Annotated in this window: 16 protein-coding genes; 9 read left to right on the plus strand and 7 right to left on the minus strand. The window is 42.1% G+C overall.

The genetic code is table 11. From position 1 onward, the window contains the following. Positions 1 to 27 precede the first annotated feature (27 nt). The 5 genes from IPL83_06785 to IPL83_06805 are packed head-to-tail and all read left to right on the plus strand — an operon-like array spanning position 28 to position 5,217. Positions 28 to 1,176 (plus strand): extracellular solute-binding protein, encoded by a 1,149-nt coding sequence (locus IPL83_06785; GenBank protein MBK9038849.1) that lies wholly within the window; start codon positions 28 to 30, stop codon positions 1,174 to 1,176. Continuing rightward, the gene (locus IPL83_06790) at positions 1,176 to 2,651 is read left to right on the plus strand and encodes an iron ABC transporter permease (protein ID MBK9038850.1); all 1,476 of its coding nucleotides are present in this window, start codon (positions 1,176 to 1,178) and stop codon (positions 2,649 to 2,651) included. Before IPL83_06785 ends, IPL83_06790 begins: the two co-directional genes overlap by 1 nt. Continuing rightward, a complete protein-coding gene (locus IPL83_06795) occupies positions 2,641 to 3,699 on the plus strand; it encodes an ABC transporter ATP-binding protein (protein ID MBK9038851.1) in 1,059 nt (352 codons plus the stop codon). Before IPL83_06790 ends, IPL83_06795 begins: the two co-directional genes overlap by 11 nt. Next, positions 3,686 to 3,919 (plus strand): hypothetical protein, encoded by a 234-nt coding sequence (locus IPL83_06800; GenBank protein ID MBK9038852.1) that lies wholly within the window; start codon positions 3,686 to 3,688, stop codon positions 3,917 to 3,919. Before IPL83_06795 ends, IPL83_06800 begins: the two co-directional genes overlap by 14 nt. Continuing rightward, on the plus strand, positions 3,916 to 5,217 hold the full coding sequence (locus tag IPL83_06805) for a radical SAM protein (protein ID MBK9038853.1): 1,302 nt from the start codon (positions 3,916 to 3,918) through the stop codon (positions 5,215 to 5,217). Before IPL83_06800 ends, IPL83_06805 begins: the two co-directional genes overlap by 4 nt. Before the next feature lie 3 nt (positions 5,218 to 5,220). On the opposite strand, the gene IPL83_06810 is transcribed toward IPL83_06805, so the two are convergent. Continuing rightward, positions 5,221 to 6,375, minus strand: a complete 1,155-nt coding sequence (locus tag IPL83_06810) for a hypothetical protein (GenBank protein MBK9038854.1) — start codon at positions 6,373 to 6,375, stop codon at positions 5,221 to 5,223. 38 nt (positions 6,376 to 6,413) lie between these two features. Continuing rightward, on the minus strand, positions 6,414 to 7,406 hold the full coding sequence (locus IPL83_06815) for a hypothetical protein (GenBank protein MBK9038855.1): 993 nt from the start codon (positions 7,404 to 7,406) through the stop codon (positions 6,414 to 6,416). Positions 7,407 to 7,609: 203 nt separating this feature from the next. On the opposite strand from IPL83_06815, the gene IPL83_06820 reads away from it, so the two are divergent. Continuing rightward, on the plus strand, positions 7,610 to 8,818 hold the full coding sequence (locus IPL83_06820) for a DUF1513 domain-containing protein (protein ID MBK9038856.1): 1,209 nt from the start codon (positions 7,610 to 7,612) through the stop codon (positions 8,816 to 8,818). A gap of 8 nt (positions 8,819 to 8,826) precedes the next feature. Here the strand turns inward: IPL83_06820 and IPL83_06825 are convergent, their stop codons facing one another. Beyond that, complete coding sequence (locus tag IPL83_06825; GenBank protein ID MBK9038857.1) at positions 8,827 to 9,291, minus strand: YaiI/YqxD family protein; 465 nt, start codon at positions 9,289 to 9,291, stop codon at positions 8,827 to 8,829. Positions 9,292 to 9,630: 339 nt separating this feature from the next. On the opposite strand from IPL83_06825, the gene IPL83_06830 reads away from it, so the two are divergent. Further along, positions 9,631 to 11,733 carry a hypothetical protein gene (locus IPL83_06830; GenBank protein ID MBK9038858.1) on the plus strand — a complete coding sequence of 701 codons (2,103 nt, stop codon included), beginning with the start codon at positions 9,631 to 9,633 and terminating at the stop codon, positions 11,731 to 11,733. A gap of 37 nt (positions 11,734 to 11,770) precedes the next feature. Here the strand turns inward: IPL83_06830 and IPL83_06835 are convergent, their stop codons facing one another. Then, positions 11,771 to 13,168: a tryptophanase gene (locus IPL83_06835; GenBank protein ID MBK9038859.1), complete on the minus strand. Its 1,398-nt coding sequence runs from the start codon at positions 13,166 to 13,168 to the stop codon at positions 11,771 to 11,773. Between the two features lie 6 nt (positions 13,169 to 13,174). After that, positions 13,175 to 14,593, minus strand: coding sequence for a tyrosine phenol-lyase (locus tag IPL83_06840; protein MBK9038860.1), 1,419 nt, complete (start codon positions 14,591 to 14,593; stop codon positions 13,175 to 13,177). A gap of 198 nt (positions 14,594 to 14,791) precedes the next feature. On the opposite strand from IPL83_06840, the gene IPL83_06845 reads away from it, so the two are divergent. Next, positions 14,792 to 17,800: a discoidin domain-containing protein gene (locus IPL83_06845; GenBank protein MBK9038861.1), complete on the plus strand. Its 3,009-nt coding sequence runs from the start codon at positions 14,792 to 14,794 to the stop codon at positions 17,798 to 17,800. Positions 17,801 to 17,896: 96 nt separating this feature from the next. On the opposite strand, the gene IPL83_06850 is transcribed toward IPL83_06845, so the two are convergent. Beyond that, positions 17,897 to 19,552 (minus strand): ABC transporter ATP-binding protein/permease, encoded by a 1,656-nt coding sequence (locus IPL83_06850; GenBank protein MBK9038862.1) that lies wholly within the window; start codon positions 19,550 to 19,552, stop codon positions 17,897 to 17,899. Positions 19,553 to 19,774: 222 nt separating this feature from the next. Between IPL83_06850 and IPL83_06855 the strand changes: the two genes are divergently transcribed. Continuing rightward, complete coding sequence (locus IPL83_06855) at positions 19,775 to 20,362, plus strand: TetR/AcrR family transcriptional regulator (GenBank protein ID MBK9038863.1); 588 nt, start codon at positions 19,775 to 19,777, stop codon at positions 20,360 to 20,362. Here the strand turns inward: IPL83_06855 and IPL83_06860 are convergent. Further along, complete coding sequence (locus IPL83_06860; GenBank protein MBK9038864.1) at positions 20,348 to 21,703, minus strand: hypothetical protein; 1,356 nt, start codon at positions 21,701 to 21,703, stop codon at positions 20,348 to 20,350. The genes IPL83_06855 and IPL83_06860 overlap by 15 nt on opposite strands. Positions 21,704 to 21,903: the final 200 nt, after the last annotated feature.

The raw sequence follows: 21,903 nt of genomic DNA on the forward strand, positions 1-21,903 counted from the left end.
AAGGTCTTGCAAAAGATGTGGACCCTCTTGAAACTTATCTTTTGTATTGATCTCAATCGACTCAAAAAAAGCGGGGGGCTGGTGCGCATTCACGCAAAGCAATTATTGTATGTATTTTTTTTGAGCTGCTTTAGCTTTCAGAGTAATTGCAATAAAGCGGCTCTAGCTAAGGCAAAGAGAGAGACCAAGCTCGAATCGCAGCCCAAAGTGCTTCGGATATTGAGCGACAGAACTCAATCTCACCTCTTACCTATCTTTGAACGGTATAAGGAGCGAACGGGAATTGAGATACAATCCCTATTTGTCGAGAAAGGTCTTCTTGCTAGATTACAGACTTCGCCAAGAGAAGCAGACATCGTGATCACGAAAGATGCCGATTTGATGGAGATTGCAAAAGAAAAACGCATCATATCTTCTTTCCGCTCAGATTATATCGAAAACATAGTTCCAAAAGAATACAGGGACTCAGAAAACTTCTTTTTTTCTGATTCGTATAGGGGACGGGTTATTTTTTATTCAAAGGATCGGGTTAAGGCGAGCGACTTGGTATCCTACAAGGATTTGGCTCATTCAAAATGGAAGAAAAAAATATGTATTCGCTCCGGTTATGATGATTATAATTTAAATTTGTTTGCACAGTGGCTGATAATTTACGGTCGGAAAGAGGGAAAGGAATTAATCCAGGGCCTTCATGATAATCTTGCACTCAATCCTTCGGGAAATGATCGTCAGCAAATTAGAAATATCTTGGAAAAGAAATGCGATCTTGCATTAGCCAATTCCTATTACATGGGAATCATGCTCAATACTACTGACCAAAGGAGTTGGGGGTTGTCATCGAAGGTTTTCTTTCCAGACCAAAAGCTATCGGGTACCGCCATTCTTCGCTCTGGTCTAGCCCTAACAAAAAATATCGAGAATCGGGAAGCATCGATAAAATTTTTAGAATATATGGTTAGTCCAGAGGTTCAGAAACAGACCTCTGAACTTACCTTTGCCTATCCAGTGACAAATGCGGTTGGTTTGCCAAAAGAGAATGTTCAGCTTGGAGAGGGCCAAGTTGAGGTGAAAGGTGGAGTTTTCAAAATTAATAATGTACCTCTTTCCGAGATTGCAAAGCTGAGACAGGAAGTTGCCCAATTTCTTGATCAGATTCAATTTGATAAAGCCCCATAGTGTTTAGTTTTAACTTTTATTCCAGTCTTCTTGACGGTCTCTTAAATAGCTCGATTATATTGGCCATCACCTTTTCTGTCGTTGTGCCTCTGGCCTATTTTAATACAAGAAATATTGTAAAATACAAAATACCCTATAGCCGAATGCTTGGTGTTCTTTCGATTTCTCTTCTCATTGTTCCAAATTTTATCTTTGCCAGTATCTATCGAGAATTTTTTTCGACGACTGGACCTCTAGAAGATGTTTTGTCCAGCGAGGTGATTTTACCATTGGGCAATGTCCCGATCAATTCTGTTGTTGGGTATTCATTTTGTCTGATGCTTTCAATTTACCCTCTTTCCTATGCCGTTTTCAAGCCACTTCAAATTGCTCACCTGAGTTCCAACGAGTTAATAGGCCAAACGCTATCTCTAAGTAAATGGACAGTCTTTCGTAAAATAACTTTTCCCTTCTTCACTCCCGCAATTCTATTTATAGCCATAATGATAATTAGTTCCATTCTTGGCGATTTCACCTCGGCGCAGGTCCTTGGCGTGCGGACATTGTGTACGTTCCTATTTAATTCATGGTTTTCGACTTACGACTATAACACGCTTATTCGCTATTCATTGGTTGTACTGGGCTTAATATTTTTGGGCTTTATGTATTTTTTAATTAAGAGTTTGATCCGTCGCCGTTCTTTGCATTTTTACAATGTTAGTGCGAGGTCAAGAATTTCAATCTCTGGATCAAGAAAATATTTGCTCCTATTTCTCATTTGTCTCCCTCTCATTTTCGGGCTGGTCCTACCTGGCTCAGTTGTTCTAAAGTGGGCAATAGAGTCCATCGCCCGTGTTAATCTGAATCGTCTCTATGAATTCACCGGAGAGAGTGTCTTTATCTCCGTCACAGTTACATTCATTTCTATTCTTATCTCTTTTCTGCTGATTCTCTACCAAAGAAAAGGCCATCTAGGCCGAACTGGAGAGACGTTAATTTGGATTCTATCGGCGGGCTATGTCATTCCATCTCTTAGTTTATCATTTCTAATTGTTTGGTTTTTAGGGGATACCTCAATTGCGGTGAACTCAAAGCTACCAAATCTTGTTCTTATTGCCCAAGTTATAAAATTTGTTGGTCCTGCGGTGATTATCTTGAATTTGAGAAGTCACCAGATACCTCTGCAATACGAAATGACGTTGAGTTTATTTAGAGTTGGGCCCTTAGGGAGATTCAAAAACCTCTTTGTGCCGCTTTTTGGAATGTCCGCGACACTTGCCTCAAGCTTTGTTTTTATCGAGTCACTTCGTGAAGTTACTTCTCCTCTGATCTTAAGGCCATTTACGTACTCAACATTATCTGTCGAAATATTCACCTTGATCTCGCGAAATTTGATCAAGGAGAGCTCCTTGCTCATTATCTGTCTATTTATCTGCTGTATTTATCCAATGAATTTGCTTATTCGATCCTTAGGAAATGAAAACTATGAGAAGTGATATTTTTAGGGTTGGGGATATCGTAAAAACATATAGAAAAAAGTCCGTCCTCGACCATGTCTCATTTGAGATGAACTCAGACGAGTTGATTTCAATTCTAGGGCCAAGCGGTTCTGGCAAATCAACTCTGCTAAAAATACTGGCTGGCATTGAGAGTCCTGATAGCGGGCAGTTTTCATTCGTTAAAAGCGAAATTGACCAAATCCCCTATTTTGATAACTCAAAGAATTTCGTTCCGATTGGTCTACGTGGAATTATGTACGTTTTTCAGGAGCCATCCTTGTTTCCCCATTTGACGGTACAAGAGAATCTAAGTCTTGGATTGGTCGCCCCTAAGTCTCCAGAATCAAAGAAATGGATAGAAGAAATTATTTCATTCTTTCTCATAGGAAATCGCCTTTCTCGGTATCCCCATGAGTTGTCCGGAGGTGAGCAGCAGAGGGTTGTGGTGGCCAGGTCATTGGTCGGCAAGCCGCTCATGTTATTGCTCGATGAGCCGTTCAGTAATTTGGATGATCATCTCAGGTATAAGATTCTCATCGACTTAAAGTCCTTTCTATCAAAAAATGGAATCGCCGCTTGCCTCGTCACGCACAACCAAAATGAAGCATTTCTATTCTCATCTCGAATTCTTATTTTGAAAAACGGAAAATTAATTCAACAGGGATCTCCCGTTGAATTATATACTCACCCAAAAAATGCAGATGCTGCTCAGATTGTTGGCCTGAGCAATCTATTGACAACAGAGGAATTTGGGATGCTTAATACATCAATTGAGATTCCTCGCTTGCCAAAGGGTGAGATATTTTTATTTAGACCAGAGGACTTGATAGCATCTGTATTCCCAATTAATGAAGGGAAATCACATGAGGTGGAATCGCATTGGTTTTTTGACAATAGGAGCATGGTTTCAGTTGTACTCCCTACTGGAAAGCAAATTTGGTGCTGTCTGAGTGGCACAACCATCACTTCCAGTTCTCACCGAAAGGTTTGCATTGAGATAAAGAAGTATCTCCAGATACAGGAAAGTTCTTATGAAGATACTTAAATTGAAGAGAGGCTTTACAACAAATTCAAGTGGAACCAATGAATGGGTTTCGACACAGAATAGCAATTCAAACAATCTACCGGTAAATTATACTTGGAATAATTTAGGTAAGTTGGGCATGCTCGTTGTTCTTGTTTCTATTCTTATTTTTGTTGATCAACTTGTTCGGAATATTTTATCATTTAGGAAAACAGAATCTTCTAATGAAGGCGAGCAGTGACCTCCAATTTTCAATCAACTTTGATTCTCAGACAAGAGTACTTTGGGGGAATTCTTTTTAATACCAAAGACGCAACCTATATGGAATTGGATCATGAAGCTTTTGATATGCTACAAAAGTATCTAACCCAAACTCCGATGCAAATGATCAAAGATATATTGGCCCTGAAAACTGAAGGAATGAAATTGTTTCGAGAGCTACTGGTAAGACATCTTCCGAGAGGTCACCAGAAAATTAAGCTCATAAGGAATGCGAAGTCTGATTTTTTGTCCGCACCCACACTTGTCGATCTCCAGGTCACTAATCAATGTTTTATGGATTGCCCGCATTGCTATGCTTCGTCGCATCCAGCGGGCCTTCATGCCGATTTCGAATCGCTGAAGTCCATCATCAGTGATTGTTCTCGTATGGGTGTTTTCCAAATAGCGATAGGAGGCGGTGAACCTCTATTGCACCCTAGAATTTCAGAAATCCTCTATCTTATTCGGGAAAATGGAATAGTACCAAATCTTACTACCACTGGGCACAATTTAACATTGGAGAACCTCAAGGCCATAAAGGAAACTTGTGGAGCTGTCGCACTTAGTTTAGAGGGCCAAGGAAGGAATTTTTCAATTCATAGAAAAACTGGATGGGATTTCTTTCTTAAATCACTGAATAAATTGAATCATGCGAAGATTCCGGTCGTTTTTCAGGTTACTCTGAGTAAAGAAAATTTGGATAATTTGCCTGACATAGTGAATTTTGCTTTAGAGGAAAGAGATCTCTACGGCGTCATTTTTTTGGCCTACAAACCTGTGGGACGCGGAAAATTCTACAATCACTCTTTAAGTTCGGTCGATTCTGTTATGCTTCATGCTCAGCTGAAAGATACTTTTCTGAGACTCTCTAAACACACACGTGTTGGTTACGATTGCTGCTTAACTCCTGGGATTGTGGGAATCGAAGAGGATTTTGGCATGGTGGAATTTGAACAACTGGAGGGATGTTCGGCCACGCGCAGTAGCCTTGGTCTAACAAACGATTTTGATGTTTTGCCATGCACATTTTTGCCTGAACTCAAGTTTGGAAATTTGAAAACGCAATCCTTGTCGGAGGTTTGGTTTAACTCAAGAACGGTTCGATTTCGAAATCGGCTCATCGGTCAAGCCGACAAGAAACCAGTTTGCAGAGGATGTGACAGCAAGGCTTCATGTCTTGGTGGCTGTCCGATTTGGGATTTGGTCAATTGCAAAAACAATTACCTCGACCATAAGCCACCAGCTGCGGAAAGTAACTTGGAGCTAATTGAATCCTAAGGCCTATTTCGTATTTTCGAGCCACTGATCCACTAGTTCCTTTTCTAACCATTCGGCTCGGTAAATTTGAATAGCCTGGTCAGTCTTGGAAACTCCAACTGGAACCTGCCACTTCCACACGACATCCCCCCATGAATCCACTTCTATGATTGCACTTCTGTTGCAACCGTAGGAGATGAGAGTGTTCCCATTTTTTAATCTCTGAACAGAACCGTAGTGTTTGCAAGACATTTTTCCAATTGGATTTTCCGTAAAATTCCAAACGACATCTCCGGTGAGAGGGTTAATTTCAATGACATGAGAAAGTATTAGACGATCTGGTATCTGATCGGCATTAACAAAAAGGAGAATATTGTTGTTTTCAAGCCAACGGGCCGAATGAACTCCATGGCCACTTCTTACACGGTAGACCTTGACGGGCATTCGGGTTAACCGATCTACAATTAAAACCAATCCACTCATCGCATCCGACAGAAGAATATTCCCCTCTCTAAATTCAGTGTGGTTCTCCATGAGGGAATTCTTTGGTATAGATTCAATCTTATTAAAATGAGTGAATCCGATTGATTCGTGATTTTTGTTTCCGTCTCCCTTTTTGTATTTATGTGGGCCATTTAATGGGTGATTGATCAGCCCAGCTATTTCGCGCAAGTAATCAATGTCTCTCCAACGAAAAGTTTCCTTTCCGTCTTTGTCTATTTCAACGGCGATATCAATTCGCTCATATTGTTTCCCCCTTTTTCTGGAATCTAAACTGAAATACAGGATTGATTGCTCGAGATACGACACTGACATATCGTGGGTCACAACTGAGGGGACCATCCACTCTTTTCGAAACGGGGTAAATTTGGAAATTCCGATTTCTTCGTGTGTTAAAAATGAAACGGCCTGACCGCCTTTTAGAAGATTGCAATATGAGCCAGGTATTTTGGCTACTGTTCTTCCGTCCATTTTAATAAGAGAACATCCCATTTCAAAGGTAATCACCAAAATATATCCGTCGTCGTAGAAGATACTATTTTGTTTTAGCATCAATACACCCTTGGCTCTTAATTGTGCCAAGGTTCCATTGTCTGTCTCATAGTGATCAAAGGATTGCAGCGCGACAGCTGCAACAATGAAAAAAAGTCCCACAATAATTGTTTTTATTTTTGGCAAAGACGGTTTCTGAATTGAGAACATATGTATCATTTGAGTTAAGAGGCGGACTGCCAATTTGGCAGAAATTGTTCTCGGCTGACCTTGCTTTTGAAAGTCCAAATAGCGAAATCGATATAGTAGTGAACCATCATAAAGCCAACCATCAAATCGATGGGGTGAAACTGCCGTTTTTCCATCAAGAGAAAGCAGGCGTAGGTTGCCAATCCACTCAGAGCTATCAGCGGGAGCATGAAACCACCAAATTTAATTGCCCATTTTCCAAATTCAAAAGGGCAACTAATTTTATTCATTTTCATCATGAACACCAAACCAAGGTAAGCGATGCTATGATGAGCATTGAAGACGTAGAATTGGGAATATTTCGGAAGATCTGCGGCGAACGGCCATGGTATGGTAACGATTAGCGCCGTTGCAAAAAAAAGAAAGAATGGCAAAGAGCAGACACCCTTGCCAATCAGGTAAGCGAGATAAATGACAGAAGAAATTGCGACAATCAGACTGAAAATACTGGAAATATTCTGGGCAACTGGAGAACCTCCCCAGGCATCAACCGCCACACGCGCAGCTATCAATAGACAAAAAATTAATTTCTCTACATATCGTTCTAGATTAAGAGGAGTGGTTTCGGACTGCTGTCGATAGATCTGAAGAATCATATAATTTTGCATGCTCAGGTGAATGTTAGCAACGATCAAGGAGAACTTAAAAAGAGATACCCATTGCCAGCTATGCCTTCCCTCTATGAAAAATATCGGAATCGTAAATCCAAGAAAGAGAACGATGGGAAGAATTAAGCGAAGAGCATAGTTCGTCATGGCAAGTCTGATCCGGTCCGCATGATCTTTTATCATGACAAATGTTGCCAAAAAATGAGGAAGTCGAACAAGGGGACCGTAAACAAAAGCTAAAAATGAGAGATCTCCAATGGTAGATCCAAATTGGCTAACAATGATGGCCGACGGAATCAGTATCCAAAAGCTAGAAAAGAAAATCAAATCAAACCTCGGTGCCAATATCCAAGATTTCATCTCAAGATGACTCCATTTAGTGACAACTTTAATGTTGCCTTAAGAAGTGCAATTGTTGAAAGTAAAAAAATAATACATTGCATTATTTGGATTGAGTGATTTTGATCCTTTGCTTTTCATCGGAGTTGAATCCGCCTTTTGCCCTGAGATACAATTCATCGTGGGCTGTGTAGTTTAACTGTGTAGTGGGGTGGATGGTGGGAATGAATCGTCGTCAAGCTTTGTATGCAATTACTGGCGGGCTGGCATTGAGCAGCTCAGTGGGGATTGGGATACGGTTGTTTCGACGCCAGTTTTCTCGGTCGGGTGAGGCCTCAGCCATTACACTGGGTAGCGACAGAGCGACGAAAGATACTTTTCTAACTGAGGCTTTTCTCGACTCTCATAGAATACAACAAGTTGAATTGCCAATGAAGGAGGGACATTCAGCCCTATGTTTGCCAGAGAGAAAACTGGTGTGCATCGGTCACAAAAGTACCACCAGCCTGTTTATAGATAGTGATAATAAGGTGATAAAGAAAATTGAGGCTCCTAAGGGATATATGTATGGGGGCCATGGGCTTGTCTTTCTAAATCAAAAGCAAGTTTTACTCACTGCACATGCTGAGATTGCTGCTTCAGAAAAAGATGCTGGTTTAATACAAGTCTTTTCGCTGGATAAAATGGAACTCATTCAGCAGTTTTCCAGCCATGGCATCCATCCACATGAAATCAGATTATTGCCAGATGAAAAATCGTATGTAGTCACTCATTATGGCATGTTATCGGAGGAGAATAATCCGAACCCTCAACACTTCACTTTTGGCGTTTTGAATCCGAAACTCAGTGTTTTTTCAGTTGAAACAAATTTGCCAATTGTCCATCATCCTGTGACTCCAAGCTATGCTATCTTTACCCACATGGACGTCGGACCTGATGGGTTGGTCTATGGTGTAAATAATCAATATTGGCACACGGATTTTTTCAAAAAAAACCGTCCGGAACATGAATTTGGCGATAATGATTTCAATCTAGATCCTCTTGAGGAAATAAAAGATCAAGTAGCTGTTCCACTTCCCTTGGTCGTTATTGATCCAGCAACGGGCAAGCAAAAGGACATATTCACATCATCAAAAACTCAGCGGAGATCTCAATCAGTAGCAACAAATTTTCTGATGAAAAAGGTAATTGCAACTTATCCTTATTCACATACGATTTTGATCGTTAATCAAGATTTTTCAGCCTCAACTGTCGATACTCGGTCTTTTGGAATCTCCGGAGTAAGGGGCGTCTGCGAAATTCCCTTTACAAGCAAGATCGTCATTACTGGAACAGAGGAAAATATCGCAGTGATTGATTTGAAATCCATGGAAAGAATCCAGTTTTTCCCTGCTAAATTGAATGCGTCCATTCATGTTTCAATTCGCACGTAATTGCGAAGTCACTTTTTTTCCCGTAGGCATCGATGAATGACGAGGTCCATAGTTGAAAGAAATTGAGAACGACTTTCTTTTTCCATCGCTTTTGGTCCGGTATTTTTGTGACCAAGGTCTCTCAAATGTGAATTTAGACTTCTTATGGCCAACGCACTTCCAATGTTTTCTGAATCAAGTTCACGTCCTTTTGGCCCGACAACGCGGGCTCCACGTTGGATACATCTGTCAGCAAGCAGAAGATCAGAAGTGATCAAAATGTCACTTCTCTCGATATTTTCAGCAATCCAATCGTCGGCGGCATCAAATCCGCCTGACACCACTTTCATTTCAATAATGGGCTCAAAAGGAATATTGAGATATTGGTTGGCCACAAGGATCACCTTGATTTGGTGGCGTCGAGCAAGCTTGTAAATTTCTTCTTTTACAGCACAACCATCCGCATCGACGTAGATAATCAAATCTGAACTCAATGGATCCACCCCTGGTACAAAGATAGAATCCAGTAATTTGATTTATATTCCATTGAATCCTCGGCATCGGATTATAAGCTAAATGAAAACGAAATGTACCGCAAATGCTCCTTCACTTCCAGCTCGAAATCAGACTTGGTTTGCCCAATCGATTTGCAGCTGTTCGTTCATACGTATAAGTTAAGAAACCCTAGATTTCACAAGAAGCCATAGGAATATGGAAATTTTTATGAGCAAATACAGCTACTTAGTATGGAAGACAAAAGACCTTACTTCAGAGGATGAATTGATTGGCCGATAAGACTTTAGGCGAGTCAACATTCATGGGATATGAGCACAATGAAACTTCGAACCTCTTTTTTCTCTAGGCAATCTGCCATAGCTTTAATTGCGTTGTGTGGGATATATTTCTTTTATGCAAACTGTGGATTTCGATCCAATCGTTTTCTAGGAACGGCTGACGACGACAGCAATTATACCTATACAGGGGCCAGAACTATATTGGACAAACAAACAATTGTTATTCATCCGTTTGATCCAGGAGGGGGTGAAGACGAGCCTGAAGCCTTTGCTCGTGAGTTGGTTAAGACATTTGGTGATTCCTCAAACTGGACAGGGATGAATTTGGGTTTTTCTCTTCTTTTGAGTCCGATGCAGGAAAAGGATGAGGCAATGGTCCTGCGTATCGATAAAGCCTTTAAAGTGGCTCAGGAATTGAAGATTCGTCTTCTCATTCATATTAATCATGAGTGGCTCTTTGGCTTTTTTCCATCTTATGATCCTCAGTATGGAAATCTAATGATTCAAACCATCACGGGCGTGAAAGCTCTCGGTTTTAATGATTATAAAAGAGTCGATAGCTCTTCTGAAATTGTGAAGCATGTTGAATGGAAGAGTTGGACAGAGCCATATTCCAATTATCACCTCTTTTGGGGATCTGAAAGTATTCAGCCACCAAAAATCAATTACAAGAGTCCCTACATTCGCACTCTTTTGACCCAAAAATCGATTGTGATAAAGGAGGCGATCGCGCAAGGATTGGCCAAATATATGTCCGAAGATAATTCATTGTTTTTGGGGCTTGACCTCGGGTGGGAAACATCGCTTGATGACAATGATAGCAACGACGGCTTAGGCCCAATCGGGTACAGGGCACTTATTGATTCCGGCTATGGCCCCGGTCAGCTCAATGACCAGGAAGTAAATGAATTCTTGGGAAAGACGGCAAAGGAGTACATTGATTTTGCTGCTTCTCTCTATGCATCACTATATATTCCAAAAGAAAAAATGTTTTCTCATTACTTGCTTCTTGATAGGGATAGACATTTTCCTGGATACCGATACGAGCGATGGATTCGAAATCCATCTCATCTGGCAAAAGAGCAATCCATGATGATTCCGGGATTTAGCATGTACTGTACCACTGTTGACTGCGCGGAAATAAAGAATGAACTTCAGTCTGATGCTCCAAGCGATTGGGTGGTAACTGAGAGTGGTCCAAGTCTACTTCCAATTTTGATTAATGGATTTCCGGAATTGAACATTCGACCTCCTCGCTTCATGACACTTTATGCTTTTGGAGCGAACATAAAAAATGATAGAGAGATGATTAAAACTATTTCTGATTTGTTGCGAAGAGCCCCACCAAAACCACCAGAGGAGGCTCCTGGTCTCGCAATTGGGTATATCGATGGAGTTGGCGAAGGTCCTAACGGCACAGTCGGAGTAGGTGGTTGGGCCTGTGTTCCGAAGAATGCATTGAGTATAAAGATAAGAATCTACGCAGGAGGAGCTGCAAATCAAGGAGGTACCTTGATTGCTGAAACGCTGGCAGATAGTGTGCGAGATGATGCTGGAGTGCAGTCTCTCTGTGAGACGAATTTCACAAGATATGGTTTTGCTTATCTCATCAGTCCTCAAGATAGATTGATCCATGCAAATAAAAAAATCTATGTTCATGGTGTTTCGACGGACTTCGGTGGTAGGAATGAAGAACTCAAAAATTCAGGAAGGTTTTCGGTCATAGCACCTGTGGAACCACCGCCAACCATTCAACCATTAGTTCCTGGTCCGGCAATCGGGTATATCGATGGAGTTGGCGAAGGTCCTAACGGCACAGTCGGAGTAGGTGGTTGGGCCTGTGTTCCGAAGAATGCATTGAGCATAAAGATAAGAATCTACGCAGGAGGAGCTGCAAATCAAGGTGGTACCTTGATTGCTGAAACGCTTGCAGATCATGTGCGAGATGATGCTGGAGTAAAGTCTCTCTGCCAGACGAATTTCACGAAATATGGTTTTGCTTATCTCATCAGCCCTCAAGACAGACTGATCCATGCCAATAAGAAAATCTATGTTCATGGTGTTTCGGCGGACTTCGGTGGTAGCAATGAACTGCTTGGACATTCTGGAGATTTTTCAGTGCCCCCGACCGTCATGCACTAGTTTTTCAGATTTTTAAAGTAATTTCTGAAAAAGTCGATTATCTGTTCACAATAGAAAAACGCGAGGTAAAATGCCTTAAAAATGGAGGTTCCCAGGTAATCTTCATCCCTCGAATTCCATTTTTGTTCTGAGCTAGTTCGGCCATGCCTTCAAGAATATAGTCAAAATGGCTCTGCGTGTAGACCCGGCGAGGAAATGCAAGTCGCACCAGTTCCATCGGTGCAGCTTGAAATTTCCCGTCCACCGTTTTGCCAAACATTACCGAACCGATTTCACAAGAGCGGATTCCTTCAGCTAAGAACATTTCACAAACTAAAGCTTGCCCCGGTAGTTGATCCTGCGGAATATGTGATAGAAAACTCTTGGCATCGATATAGACAGCATGCCCCCCGGCTGGTTGCATGGTCGGAATTCCCAATTTATTTAATCCTTCAGCCATGTATCGTGATACAGCGATACGATAAGAAAGATAAGATTCATCGAGAACCTCTGTAAGACCGACAGCCAAAGCTTCCAGGTCCCTCGCAGCAAGACCTCCGTAGGTTGGAAAACCCTCTGTAAGAATAAGCGAGGCACGCAGGGAGGCTAACCAATGATCATTCTTCAGTGCAATAAAACCGCCGATATTTGAAAGAGCATCCTTTTTCCCGCTCATCATGCAACCATCTGCCAGAGAAAAGGTTTCTTGAGCGATGTCTCTTACAGAACGAGATTCTTGCCCTCGTTCTCGCAATTTTATCAGATAGCTATTCTCAGCGAATCGACAAGCGTCCAAAATAAATGGAATTCCATATTTCTTATAAATCTTTGAGGCTTCTCGAATATTCTCTAAAGAAACTGGTTGGCCCCCGCCCGAATTGTTCGTGATAGTCAACATACCACACGGAATTTGGGTCCGATGTTCAGAACAAAAGGAATCAAGCTTTTCTAAATCAATATTTCCTTTGAAGGGGTGCATTTTTGCAGGGTCTTTTCCCTCTTCAATGACCAAATCGACGGCTTCTGCACCAGATTGTTCGATGTTGGCACGAGTGGTATCAAAGTGATTATTAGACGGTATCTTCATTCCTGGTTTGAGAATGACTCCAAAAAGCAGGCGCTCGGCTGCCCGTCCCTGGTGAGTGGGGATAACATATTGATAACCGGTAATGTCACGGACTGCATGCTGGAATCGTTCAAAGCTGGTTGAACCTGCGTAGCTCTCATCAGCGACCATCATTGCGCCCCATTGAGCGGCACTCATGGCGCTCGTTCCGCTATCGGTCAGGAAATCGAAGGTCACATATTTTGCTGCAACTAAAAATAAATTGTATCCCGCTTCCTCAAGAATCTTCTTTCTGCTTGCACGAGAGTGAAACGGAAGGGGCTCTACCATTTTAATTTTGAATGGTTCTATTATGGTTCGTTGGCGTTTTGGTTGATTTTCAAGTTTCATTTCGGATTATTCCAAAGGCTTAAAACGTGCTTGAAAAAATCGCAGATACTTTGGTTCATAAATCATCTGAAGGCCCACTAAATTCTTTCGGTCCTCATAAAGAGCTACCACTGCATCCACCGTCACGTCGCAATGAGACTGGGTATAAACACGACGAGGAAAAGTCAATCGTACAAGTTCCAGCTCCGGGCAGTGGTCTTCGCCCGTTTCCTTATCTCGACCCGCTGAAACAATCCCTCGCTCCATTGAGCGAATTCCAGCTTCTAAATAGAGCCATGCTGCTAAGGCCTGGGCCGGATATTGGGTCTGTTGAAGGTGAGGCAGAAACCGTTTGGCATCTAAAAATACTGCGTGTCCACCGATGGGACGTACGATTGGAATCCCAGCCCGCTCAAGCTTTTCTCCGACGTAAGCAACCTGCCCGATTCGCGCCTGAATATGCTCATACTGCACGGCCTCGACAATACCACGAGACATGGCCTCCATGTCTCGTCCCGCCAGTCCTCCATAGGTATGAAGTCCCTCGTACAACACAACCATGTTGCGTGCTTCTTCAAAAATATCCCAATCATTAATCGCCAAGAACCCACCGATATTTACCAAAAGGTCCTTTTTGCCACTCATCGTACAGCCATCGGAGAGAGAACAAAATTCAAGAAGTATTTCAGCAATGGTTTTGTTTTCAAAACCTTTCTCTTTGGTCTTGATGAAGTAGGCGTTCTCAATTGCGCGAGTCGCATCAAGCATCACCTTTATGCCGTGCTTAATGCAAAGTTCGCGAACCAGTCTCATATTAGCCATTGAGATGGGCTGTCCACCGGCCATATTTACAGTTGCGGCAACACAAACATAGGGAATCCGATTGGCACCAACCCGTTTTATCAGGGACTCCAGTTTACCTAAATCAATGTTGCCCTTAAAGGGAATTTCACTTTCAGAATCATGAGCTTCGTCCACAATGACATCGACAAACGAAGCTCCCATTAGTTCCTGGTGCGCTCGCGTGGTTGTAAAATACATGTTTCCTGGAACAAAATCGCCGGGCTTGATTAAAATGCGAGACAAAAGATGTTCGGCTCCACGTCCCTGATGGGTAGGAATGAGATATTTATAGCCATAGTATTTTTGTACATTGCGCTCCAAATTATAAAAGTTTGCACTTCCTGCATAGGCCTCATCCCCGAGGATCATTCCAGCCCACTGACCATCGCTCATAGCATTTGTTCCACTATCAGTCAGAAGGTCAATATAAACATCGTCACTCTTCAAAAGAAAGGTATTGTACCCGGCCTCCTCAAGAGCAATTTTGCGATCATCTTTTGTTGTGGTTTTAAGAAGTTCGACCATTTTGATCTTGAAAGGCTCAGCCCATGCTCTCTTTTTTTGTTCGCGGGAATGATCATGAGGGGAATTATTGTTTTTCATAGGCTCCAAATCCACAAATGGCTCAATAGTTGAAGAATGATCTGAGTTGTACTAAGAAAAGCTACGGCAAGCAAGTAGGCGGCTTTTTTCATCTCATCTAGACCTGTTAGGCTAAGGAGTAGCTGCGTCACAGAATCACATTTGCAGTTTTTATTATAAAGCCAAGCAATGTAACATATTATTTGCAGATAGGAAAGTATGTCTCATATAACTCTAGATGATTTTGAAGATATCACCGGCTGGACCATGCACTCCTCAGGACAAGCAAACCTCAAATTAACACAAAGTGAAGGCCTCAACCGCAAAGCCTTAAAATTAGACTTCGACTTTAAGGAGGCGCGCGGATTTGTGACTGCTCGGAAGGAGTTTTCCTTTTCAACTCCCGATGACTACATCATTTGCTTTGATTTTCGCGGAAATCTTTCAATAGAAAAGTTCGAATTAAAGCTGATTGATCAATCCGGCCTAAATGTTTGGTGGTACAACTCTCCCCATCTTGAGATTTCTGATAAATGGCAAAATCTGTCGATTAGGTCCCACCAGATTGAATTTGCCTGGGGTCCCTTAGGTAGTAACAGTGATCCCATAACCGAAATTGGAGCAATTGAACTCGTTTTTTGGGCTGACTCTTCAGAGCGGGGATCAATGTGGATCGACAATCTCAGACTCATTGACAAGAAAATCCAAAATCCTGCTGTTGTCACTGCATCGAGTTCGCTTGCAGACCATCGTCCAGATTCTTCTTTGGACCCATCATCTGAAAACGGTTGGAGAAGCACGACAGCCAAAAAACCGCAATGGTTAGAGATCAATTTTGGAGAGGTGCGAGAGCTTGGTGGGTTAGTCATTCATTGGGATTCTTTGCACCAAACTAAAAAATTTGAAATACAATGCTTGAGTGAAGGGGCCAACGAGTGGAAAACGATTTATTTTGCTGAAGCTGTGTCTCATGTGCGGAGTTACATATATCTGCCGGGAGCGTCATGTCGTCAGCTGCGTTTCAATTTTTTGGAAAATTATGGATCAGAGAGTTTTGGACTTAAGTTCCTCGAGATAAAAAGTCATCAATTTTCCCGATCTCAAAGTTCTTTTTTTAAAAACGTCGCTCGTTACGAACCAAAGGGAACCTTTCCAAAATATTTCTATGGGGAACAGAGCTATTGGACCGTGATTGGGACTCCTGAAGAAAATTCCTTCCAAGCACTCATTAACGAGCAAGGAATGGTGGAGATTGATAAGGGTAGTTTTTCTGTAGAACCATTTCTGTTAGCTGAAGGAAGTTTGGTGACTTGGAACGATGTTGAAGTGACCCAAACTCTCGAACAGAGCTTGCCCATCCCCTCAGTTCATTGGAAAAGACATGACCTTCATCTTCAAACTACCGTCTATATGGATAGCACAGAAAAGAGATCGATTGTTTACATTCGCTATCGCGTTCAGAATTTGGGAGAAATAAGTCAAAATGTTTCCTTATTCGCCTTGCTGCGACCATTCCAAGTGACCCCTCCCTGGCAGAGTCATCTCAAGTTCGGTGGAATTTCACAAATTAACGAACTGATTGCAGTAGAAGGGGCTATTCAAGTAAATAGAGAGAAAATCGTGATTCCTCTCAGTAATTCTGAATGTTTTTCCTTTTCTTCTTTCGATCAGGGACCACTCAGCCCAATCATTCGCAATGAACCGCCGCCTGAAATATCACAATTGGTGGATAGTTACGGATGGGCTTCGGGCTCAATGAAATTCAAATTTGATTTGAAACCGAATTCAATTAAGGAGGTTTATTTAGCGATACCCAGTGACAATTGCTCAAGTGAGAAAAAGACAATAAAGGAAATCTCACAAATGTCTGGTTCTGAAGCCTTTGAGAAAGTTGTTCAGAACTGGAAACATAAGCTCAGCCCTGTTGAAATCACCTTGCCGGATTCGGAACAGCATTTTATTGACGCTCTTAGAATATCTGCGGCACATATACTTATCAATCGTGATGGTCCTGCCTTGCAACCTGGCCCTCGCCGTTATGCATGCAGCTGGATTCGTGACGGCGCCGTGATGGCGGCCGCTGCTCTTCGTATGGGATTCAATGAAGAAGCAAAGAATTTTATCAAATGGTACGCTCAACATCAAAACATGAAAGACGGCCAGCTCCCTTTTGCTATCGACCATGAAGAACATTTTGAACCACCCGAGCACGACAATCTGGGTGAGTTCATTTTTACCATCGCCGAGTGTTTCCGCATAACAAAAGACATGGAGTTTCTAAAATCTCTGTGGCCATCCGTTCAAAGAGCAATAGGCCAAACTGAGTTTCTGCTCAAACAGAGATTAACTGCGAAGTACTTGCAGCCTGAAACTCAGGCTTACTACGGACTGCTACCTGAATCAGTTAGTCACGAGGGGTACCTATTCCAACCCGTTCATTCCCATTGGGATAATTTTTGGACCTTGCGAGGTTTGATCGATGCCGCCTTTTTGGCCAGTGTTTTGGGAGATGTTCAACAAGAAGCTCATTTTTCCGAACTGTGCAGATCATTCAAAGAAAGCCTCATGAACTCTCTGAATTTGACGATAAAGGAAAGAGGAATTGATTATTTTCCTGGCTCAGTCGAGCTTGCCGACTTTGATCCCTCTGCCACCGCCATCGTTGGATCTCTCCTCAATGATAATCAATTTTTTACAAATGAGGTATTTCGAAATACCTTTGATAAATATCTCATTGATTTTGATGCCAGTCACAGACGACAGTCAGGAAAGTGGATTAACTTCACTCCCTACGAAATGCGCATCATAGGAACACTTGTGAAAATGGGAAGAAGAGAAGAATCCTATAACCTTCTCAAGTTTTTTATCGACGAAAGAGCCCCACGTTCCTGGAATCAATGGCCAGAAATTGTTTGGCGAGACCTTAAGGCTCCGGCTCACATCGGGGATCTGCCCCATTCATGGGTGGGGGCAGAATACATTCTTTCCTTTTTGTCCGTTTTCGCCTACGAGAAACTTGACTGTCAGAACCTCGTTCTGGCGGCTGGCATACCAAGAGATTGGTTGAGCCACGGGGAGATATCAGTCAGAAATCTTCCAACCTATTTTGGGAAAGTAAGTTATACGCTTCGAAAATCTGGGGATAGGCTTTTAAAGATGTCGGTATCTATGGATTCATCTGACTCTCGGCTCAGAATTGTTATTAAGCCCCCTCTCTTGGCCGCATGATCGAGGTTCAAGTAAATTCGAGGAAACTTTCAAAATTTGATCCTGAAAATTTAATTATCTACGATTGTCCGGCAGAAATTCTGATCAGGTATTCAATTAGTGATTAGAGCTGTTTAAGGAACGAACCGTCCATAATCCATCCCTTTTTAATTCTAGAATTTGATCGTGAAAGGGAAGCAGCGCCGGATCGTTGGTTGTGCTGATGTAGGTGATCGAAGACTCATGAAGAGCCTTATAAATTATCTGTCGGACCTCTGGAACAAGGGTGCTGATTGCTTCATCTAAAAAAGCAAATTGAGGCCTAGCGATGAGCAACTGTGCAATCGACAAAAGCTGAGACTCGCTTGTCGAAACCCGTGTGGACCAGTCTTGATCAGCGTCGAGCCCCCCAACTCTGTTTAAGAAAGATTCCAACTGAACAATTTTTAAAACATCTATTAAACGTTGATCTTCAATACTATTATCTACACAAGGATAGGTTAAAACAGACCGCAAAGATCCCCGCTTCAAATAGGGGTGTTGAGGTAGAAACATGAGTTGCTCTTGCTGCGGCCTTCCAATTCGACCCTTGCCGGCTGTCCAGATTCCTGCAGTGGCATTAACTAGCAAGCTCTTTCCCACGCGGTTAGGCCCGAGAATTACCAGCCGTCTTCCCCGAGAGATTTCTAAGTTCAAGTTGAGGATCAGCGGCGCTTCATTCTCAGGTCCGAAAATTGTGAGGTTTTCGTATCTAATCGAATCGCTTCTATCAACAATCTCAATGGTTGGTCTATGAGCTACTGGTTTTTTTAACATCGCTTCATTCAGTGAATCTAAACGTGAGACAATTGCTACAAAAGAGGAGAGCCTCTGAAATTCAGTGATAATCAAAGAAAAGGCACCCAATACAAACACAAATGCAGACGCCGCTTGAGTGATGACTCCAAATTCTCGATTGCCATCCAAATAAATGGGCGCTACGATGATGATTGGGACAAGCTGAGCCCAATAGTTATATCCAGTAGTAAAAAAGCTGAGATTTCGGTTGACTGATATAATCCGCTTGAGATTATCGACGACAATCGCCAAACCTTTTTGAACTCTCGTCAGCTCTTTGCTCTCACCACGATTTAAAGCGACAGAATCGGCATGTTCACGAATTTGAATCAAATTATACCTTAAATCTGCCTCCTTTTTTAACTGAAGAAAATTGAGATGGACGAGGCGATATCCAATTAAAAAAGTGATTGCAGAACCAACTGTGGCGTAAGCCAGGGCCCCGTAGACTAACCAGGGCGTGATCGACCATAGGATGCTTGCAAATCCAATGAATGCGACCACAGAGTTAAGAATTATGAGAAAAAAGGACAAAGTTGTGGCAGTAAACGTTCGAATGTCCTCTGTGATTCGCTGATCAGGATTATCGATATCAGGTTGTTCATTTAGCCTGCAATAAGCTCTATTGCCTAGATACTCACGCAAGAAATAATCTGTTAGCCACTGCCTCCAGTACAAAGCGAATCGCTCTTCAATGAAACGAAAAAAAACAGCCACCACCGTAATTATTCCGACTATTCCAGAGCACTGAAGGGCCAAGAGCAAAAACCTCGTGGATTTTCCATCGGCTAAGACCGTCATCATGTCCCGATTGAGATAACTTGAAATAATATTTAGTCCATTTATAGACAAAGACAACACAACCAGCAAGCCAAGGAGGCCAAGTGCCTTTCCGCCTTCGGAGGAGACGAAAAATGGCCGTGCTACAGAGTACAACCGAACCCAGAATATTCGCTTTGTAGGCCCTGTTGATAATTCTATAGAAATAGTTTCCTCCCATCATTCAAATTCAATTACTATTCCTCACGTCTGAGTTTATTCTATCAGATTTATTTCCGTTTGGCAGCCAACTCTTCCTATCTATCAAATCTATCGGAACTACTGAAAAGCCCATTTGTTGGCCTTGCTCCGGTTAAAAATAGGGAGTATCTAAAAGAGATGAAAAAAGCAGATCAGACGAGAGCAAAAATAATCAAGTCAGCCGCCTTTTGTCTGGCTCACTTGGGCGAGCGGGAAACGACATTTCAGGCTATTGCCGATCATTGCGGAGTGAGCCAGCCTTTGGTTGTAAAGTATCTGAAAAATAGGGAGGGTATTTTTTCAAATGTTATTGAAGAAATGGTGGAAAAAGCCAAATCTGCAACTGTCGAAGTCCTCAGCCAGAGTTCTTCTGCAACAGACGCCCTCACCAAGTATTTATTTGTTTCTTTAGAAAATTTTGAAAAAGATCAGACAATACCTAGAATTTATTTGATGCTTTATTATTTTGCAGGAATTGATCCAAAATTCAGAGCAATAAACTCAGAAATCAAAAGAGGGGCAGTGGATAGAATATATAACATTCTTGAGGCTGGTATTGAATCTGGCGAATTTCGGCGCTCTCTTGATACCTATGGTTTAGCCCGTATTATTCATGATGGAATAGTTGGGATATTACTAAGCTCAATTACAGAAATTGGAGCGCCTCCAACTAAAAAGGTCGTCAAGGATTTCAGTGAAGCTATTCAAGCACTAGTTAGGGCTTGATCTCAGGCGCCTTAGAATTTCATGAGCTACATCAATTGGTATGAAAAATGAGACATACTTTGCCTGAGAAAATTGTACTTCATCTAGATTAAAGATCGTTCCTTCTGAAGGTGGCTCTTCCATTCTCATTTTCTGAAGGCCTCCGAAAGCATTTTCAAAGGCATAAAATATCCAAACGGGGTCCCTCATACGCTCCAATTCTCGAAATTCCTCTGAATTCACGTCAACATGGCGGTAATTTCTTGGCAAGGTTCTCATTTCAATCGCCGCAAGTGAGTGAGGAGAATCATTAGGGATTTTCCACGAAGTGCTCTGCTCTTTTGACGTCAACGCAACCAAACCCAAATCGATAAGTGGCTCAACTTCAGGCGGCGTCAGGAGAATCTTAAGTAATTTTGGATCCTCTCCAGAAGAAAGAAACAGAGTAATAATTTGGTCTAACTGGCGGGCAGATACGATGCGATGCCAATCTCTGATGAGATCCTGATTCAGCTCCAGGACATGTTCCGTTACTGTATTTATTTTACCTTCAACCTCATAATTTTTGTTAAATGTTCTCGAAATAGCTCGATCAATTGGCAAGCCCTGTCTCTTCAGAGCTCTCAGGACGGGAGAATTGACCTGAAAAAACACTCGATTGACAATGTTGTTCTGCCTCAACCAAACAAACAATTGTCGATACAGATACAACTCCATAAATTTAATGTCGTGGCCCGTAACCAATGAGTCATTTGAATTTTTAGAGAGACTCAAGCGGCCCGCTTCGGCGATCACTTCTCCGGGTGATCGCTCAATAGGGCCTATTTCGTCTTCAACATGAAGAGGCTCACTTTTATTTGATGAAAGGAGCACCTGGAGATGGAGCAGCGGCTGGGCCTTGTCAATAAGCCTCTCAGGATCGATTGCAGCTAAGACGTATTCTCTCAGGTCACTGATAGAATAGTAATGAACTAAAAAGTGAATGATACGTTCGCTTTCCGTTGAGTCCTGCTCAAGAATTCGCGGCAATAAGGTCGTCCTCTCGGGACCCTGAAGCGAAAAGCTTTGGTAGAGATTCTTTAATGCTCTTTCCTTCGCCGAAACAGACGGATTCAAAGGCCATTTTGTGGCTGTGCCAATATGGTCTGCCGACAAGTATCTTTCAATTTGTATTTCGGTTGGATGATTCGTGCCTCTGATAACAAGCACCCGAAAAGGAGGTATCGGAAAAATTGTTGAAAACTGCTTTATGATTGCAGAAGATCTCTGCACATAAATAAGGCGAGCAATTTTGTTCTGAACTGGCCCATTCAGTAATCTCAGACAAGAGGAAAATGACAAGGGCTGCGCTCGCGCAGCCATACTAAGAAACCCTGCCACTAAAAAATAGACCAACTGCCCCATGATGCAAGTTTTCAATTGGTCAAAATTTGATCTATTTGAGTTCTTATCTAATTGAGTAATGTTATCCTGGAGCAACAAAACCACCCGGAAAAGTGAACTAAATTTCAGGATTCGAAGAATCCAACTCTCATACTCGAACCAGGAACTAAAATACAATA

The sequence above is a fragment of the Bdellovibrionales bacterium genome (genome assembly GCA_016716765.1).
In the GTDB taxonomy this organism is placed as follows: domain Bacteria; phylum Bdellovibrionota; class Bdellovibrionia; order Bdellovibrionales; family UBA1609; genus JADJVA01.

Bases quoted from the DNA above. Each gene is read 5' to 3' on its own strand.
- IPL83_06840 (MBK9038860.1), bottom strand. From the start codon at position 14,593: ATGAAAAACAATAATTCCCCTCATGATCATTCCCGCGAACAAAAAAAG.
- IPL83_06800 (MBK9038852.1), top strand. From the start codon at position 3,686: ATGAAGATACTTAAATTGAAGAGAGGCTTTACAACAAATTCAAGTGGA.
- IPL83_06835 (MBK9038859.1), bottom strand. From the start codon at position 13,168: ATGAAACTTGAAAATCAACCAAAACGCCAACGAACCATAATAGAACCA.
- IPL83_06815 (MBK9038855.1), bottom strand. From the start codon at position 7,406: ATGAAATCTTGGATATTGGCACCGAGGTTTGATTTGATTTTCTTTTCT.
- IPL83_06820 (MBK9038856.1), top strand. From the start codon at position 7,610: ATGAATCGTCGTCAAGCTTTGTATGCAATTACTGGCGGGCTGGCATTG.
- IPL83_06795 (MBK9038851.1), top strand. From the start codon at position 2,641: ATGAGAAGTGATATTTTTAGGGTTGGGGATATCGTAAAAACATATAGA.
- IPL83_06860 (MBK9038864.1), bottom strand. From the start codon at position 21,703: ATGGCTGCGCGAGCGCAGCCCTTGTCATTTTCCTCTTGTCTGAGATTA.
- IPL83_06845 (MBK9038861.1), top strand. From the start codon at position 14,792: ATGTCTCATATAACTCTAGATGATTTTGAAGATATCACCGGCTGGACC.
- IPL83_06830 (MBK9038858.1), top strand. From the start codon at position 9,631: ATGAAACTTCGAACCTCTTTTTTCTCTAGGCAATCTGCCATAGCTTTA.
- IPL83_06855 (MBK9038863.1), top strand. From the start codon at position 19,775: ATGAAAAAAGCAGATCAGACGAGAGCAAAAATAATCAAGTCAGCCGCC.